The following is a 4,586-nucleotide window of genomic DNA, read 5'->3' on the forward strand; positions in this document are numbered from 1 at the left end:
ATCCCACGCTCGTGTGTGGGCAAGTAGTACGCATACGGCCCCATCGACAAACGCTGCGGATCAGCCACCTGCCCCAGGCGCTGCGTGAAGAATCCACTGTGCTTGGTGGCTCGGTCGAAGGCCGGCAGAATCAGTCGCTCATTGCGAGCGAAGACGCGCTCGTGCGGCATCACGTCCGATCGCAGAGAGAAAATAGTCTGCGTGCGGTTGCCGTAGCCATTGGTCACATTGATCGGCGCAGCCTTGCCGCTCAGATCGATCTGCCACACATCGTAGCGATCATAGATCAGGACGGCCGCATCGCCTTGCAGCCAGCCAGCGACGCCACGTAGACGTGACCAGGACAGAGGCAACCACTGCGCATCGACTCGCTGCCAGTTCGTGTCGATGCCGCGACTGATCTCACGCACGATACCCGAAGCAGTGTCGAGGCTGAGAAAGACCTGCTTGGCGGGATCGAAGTAGACGACGAACCGACCACCAGGCGACAGCTGGGGACGACTCTCGTCGGCTGCATCCCAGGTTGAGACCGGGATGCGCCGACCATTGCGAAACAACAGCAGCTCGGTCGAGAGCTTGCCGGCGCTGCTCCAATGATGCTCGCTGCGATCCGCGCTGCCGGAGCGGCGGTCGAGTAAAGCCACTTCGCCTAGGCGGGTATTGAAAGCTCGTTCGCGGATCAGTTCGTTGTTGTGTTCGAGCTGGACGATGTGCCGACTCTCGAGGTCGAGCAAAGCCGCGTAGTTTCGATCCGTCCGGCCTGCTGCCAGATCCGCCAGCTGCTGAGACTGCAGCCGCTCATCACGATAGCTCCAAACGTCCACGTCGACTGCATCAGCCGAGGGTTCGAGCGTCGGCACGTTACGCTGCAAGTCGATGAGCAGATGCCGGCCATCCTTGGAGAACTCCCGAATTCCGTTCAACCGAAGCCCAGCGCTGAGCGTGGGTGAACGTCCGTCGGCGACCATCCGCGCGCGTGCCGTACCAGCAACGTAGTACCAGAATGAGCGCGCTGCCGAACCCGCGTCAGCGGAGTTCACTACAAATGCTAGCCGCTTGCCGCTATCGTCAAACACTGCGCCGGATACACCGCGACCTTGCCAGATCGTCGTGGCCTTGCCGGTGTCGAGATCGAGCCACTGCAGCGCCTGCGATTCAGCAGCGGTCGTTATCAATAGCGATCGTCCGTCGGTACCGAAGGCGTACTCGACGACCTTCTCAAACCGGCGTTCTTGTTGCGTGTTGAGATTTACCAGCCGCAGTTGCTGGCTCTCGCTCCGGGGCTGATACGCAAGCCAAGGCGAGCCACCCTGGGCGCTTACCTTGTAAGTCTCAACCGCCCCTAGTCGAGCAACCGACGAGCTGCCGAGTTGCACGACACTCAACGCGCCCTGCAACTCTCGAACTACCATGAATCGGCAGGCGCTGCGTAACTCACAAACGAAATCGGCTGCGCTGGCGGCGGGCAGTTCCATTCGCCAGCGGGCGTCCGTAGACACGATCACGAGTTTCGCCGGCGAGCTGCCCGCTCGCCCGACGTAGGACGCGTAACTGCCGTCTTCGCTGATCTGCGCGCCGTCTACCGACGGCCAGCTATCGTAAACAGAGGCATCAATCTGTGGTTTGGCCGCGCACGTGACGGAGAGCAAAACAAGCGCGCAAGCAAACAACGTCGTTTTCATGACCAACGACCCCCAACACTCGTTCGTGGCAACAGGAGTGTTAGAAATCCACGCCCACGCGTGCGTATACAAAGCGACCGCGCAAATCGTTTTCGTATTTGTTGTAGTCGTTCACCACCGTGAGGAACGGCACGTCGCGATCGAAGGCGTTCTGCACGCCAAGCGTCAACTGGATCGCCTCGACGGGCAACCACGCTTGCGCCGAGGTCTTACCCAGCGTGTAACCCACTTGGAAATTGGTCGTCGAATACGAACCAATGGCACGCGCTTCGGTTTCACGATAGCCGGACATGTAGCTCAACTGGGAAGAGGCAGACCAAGCACCGCGTTCCCATGACAAAGCTAATGAACCGCGCGTCTTGGGTAGCGCCGGCGTACGTGTCGAGCCCGCAGTCGGATCGTACTTGCCAGCCAGATCCACCAGCTCCCCGGGGACGATGCCGAACACTTCGAACTTGGTCAGCCGCGACAGGCCAAGGTCGACAATGAAGCGCCCGGCGGCCAGCTCCGGGAGCTCGTAGTTCACGCTGGCCTCGTAGCCTTCAGTGGCACGGTGATCGAGGTTGTAGTAGTAAGCGGTGAGAATGATGTCCTCACCGCCGGGGCCGACGTCATTGCCTCTCGCATTCACGACACCAGGCGCCGTACCGTCCAGAGAGGCTTGCGGATCGAACGCCGTGAAGTCGGTTTGCTCGATGCGATAGCCGTCGAGCGTGACCGTCAAGCCCGGCACTGCATGCGGCGTCAAGATGATGCCGAAGCCTTTGGTGGTGGAACGCTCCGGTTCGATCTCCGGCGTTCCCGAATACACCACCAAGGTCTGGGTGGGTTGTTGAGTCACCGGATCGATCAGGAAATCGGTGAAGGTGCCGAAGTAATCATAAGTCGCCAGCTCGAGGTACGGTGCGAGAAACGCCTTTGCATACGACGCACGCAACGTCACCTGTCCATCCAGGAAGGAATAACGCAGCGACGCGAGCGGGCTGGTCTCCGAACCGAAATCGCTGTAGTCCTCCGACCGCGCTGCCACCGTGAGTTCGAGCGGGCTCTCTGCTCTGCCCGCGGCCGGCAACAGCGGCACCTGCACCTCGGCGAACAACGAACGAATGGTGCGCTTGTATTCATACGCGCCGCCCGGATAGGAACCTACAGTGCCACCGATCTGGGTCAGAGAATCGGGCGTCAGCGAGACGCCTTCGCGCCGATGCTCGGCGCCAACGGCTGCTCTCACCAGTCCGGTAGGCAACGCGAACAGCGGCCCGCTCGCGCGAAAATCTACCGCGTCCGAGCTGAAGCCAATCTCCGTGCCGCTGGTGGTCAGCAAGCCTGCGAATTGTTCAGCGGTGTTGCACTGGTTGCAGAACGGATTGAAGGCGGTGGCGCCGGGACGATTGATTGCAGTACGCAGCGCCGACTTGATGATGCTGTTGGGTAACTCGTTGGTGAACTCGTTACGAAACCAGGACAGTGCCGATTCGAGTCGCCACTGCCCTACCTCGCCGCGCAAGCCACCGCTGATACGATAAGTATGCGCCGGCGTCTCCTGCAGTCGCCGTCCCAGTTCCAGCGGCACGTAGTCGAGATCGCTGATCTCCTGACCGAATGGGTTATAGGGATTGCTGGCGGGAATCGGCCCGATCTCCGGATCCGAGAACGACAGGCCCAACGGCGCCAGATACGCCTTCTCTTTCATTTGCCAGAAAAAGCCGGTCATGAAAAAGCTGGCGCGCCCGTCCAGGAAGTCCTGCTCGAAATTGCTGAGTACGGTCAAGCGCTCGGTGCCGGCGATGGCGCTGGGATTGCCCAGCGCATTGGTATCGAACAGATCGGCGTCCGGGTCGTAAGCGCGGTAGTCGGAAGGGTTCAACGAATAACTGCCGCGCGGCACGCGTGTCGAATCCGCGATGAGATCGCCGAATCCGTTGACGCCGCCGATGCGGCCGGGATTACCGAATTGGCTGCGCTCATCGTAGCCGCCGAACGCACGCTTATCGCTGGTCGCTGTGATATCGCGATCGCGCATGCCGATGTCACCGCGGGTCATATGATTGAGCAGAAAGAAAAAGCGAGAGGTATCCGACTGCGTGCCGCCATACACATTGACGTCGGTGGTCTGTCCGCCGCCCTGGGTCGTGTCGCCATAACTCACGCTGGCATGCATGCCGTCGGCGCTGCTCTTCAGAATCACGTTGATGACGCCGGCCACGGCATCCGAACCATAAATGGCGGACGCGCCCGACTTGAGTATTTCGACGCGCTCTACTGCTTCGGCCGGAATCGACAGGATGTTGGTGGGATCGTTGGCCGACAGGCGGCGTCCGTTCAGCAACACCAGCGTGTATTGCGGCCCGAGGCCGCGCAGATTGGCGAACCCTCGCCCACCGCTTTGTTGTTCGGCCAACGCACCGCCAGCGAGCGCCGGATTGTTGGCCAGCACTTCAGCGAGCGAGGTGGCACCGGTCTTGCTGATGTCCTCGGCCGTGATCACGTCGACCGGCACGCTGCGCTGTTCAGCCTCGACAGAGGACACGATGTTGGAACCGGTGACGACGATTTCCGCCAGCACCATCGGCTCCGCATCCACACTGGTGCGCGAGGCGCTGGTGGCGATCAGCAGAGCGCCCGTCGATTCGTCCATGCTCACCGTGAACGCGGTGCCTTCGAGAAGCTTCTTTGCCGCCTCGACTGGAGTCAGCGTTCCGGTGACGCCGTGGGTGGTCATGCCTTGCAGTCGATCGGTGCGATACACCACTTCGACGCCGGTCTGCTTGGCGAACGTTTTCAGCGCCGCGATCAAATCCCCCGCCGGCACGTCGACCGGTTTGAGATCCTCAGCGCTGACCGCTGCCGCGGCCAACACGGAGCATACAGACAGGATCAATGCAGATCTGAAGCCGCGACGAC

The 4,586-nt window shown here is 61.1% G+C and carries 2 protein-coding genes; both read right to left on the bottom strand.

Features of this window, described 5'->3' with window-relative positions; all coding sequences use genetic code 11:
• On the bottom strand, positions 1-1,682 hold a 1,682-nt coding region (locus tag JNL55_RS33370; protein WP_293865016.1), incomplete at its 3' end, for a hypothetical protein.
• A gap of 40 nt (positions 1,683-1,722) precedes the next feature.
• The coding region (locus JNL55_RS33375) for a TonB-dependent receptor (protein WP_293865019.1) at positions 1,723-4,586 on the bottom strand (2,864 nt) is incomplete at its 5' end.

Origin of the sequence: Steroidobacter sp. (genome assembly GCF_016790065.1) — a bacterium.
Lineage (GTDB): Bacteria > Pseudomonadota > Gammaproteobacteria > Steroidobacterales > Steroidobacteraceae > Steroidobacter.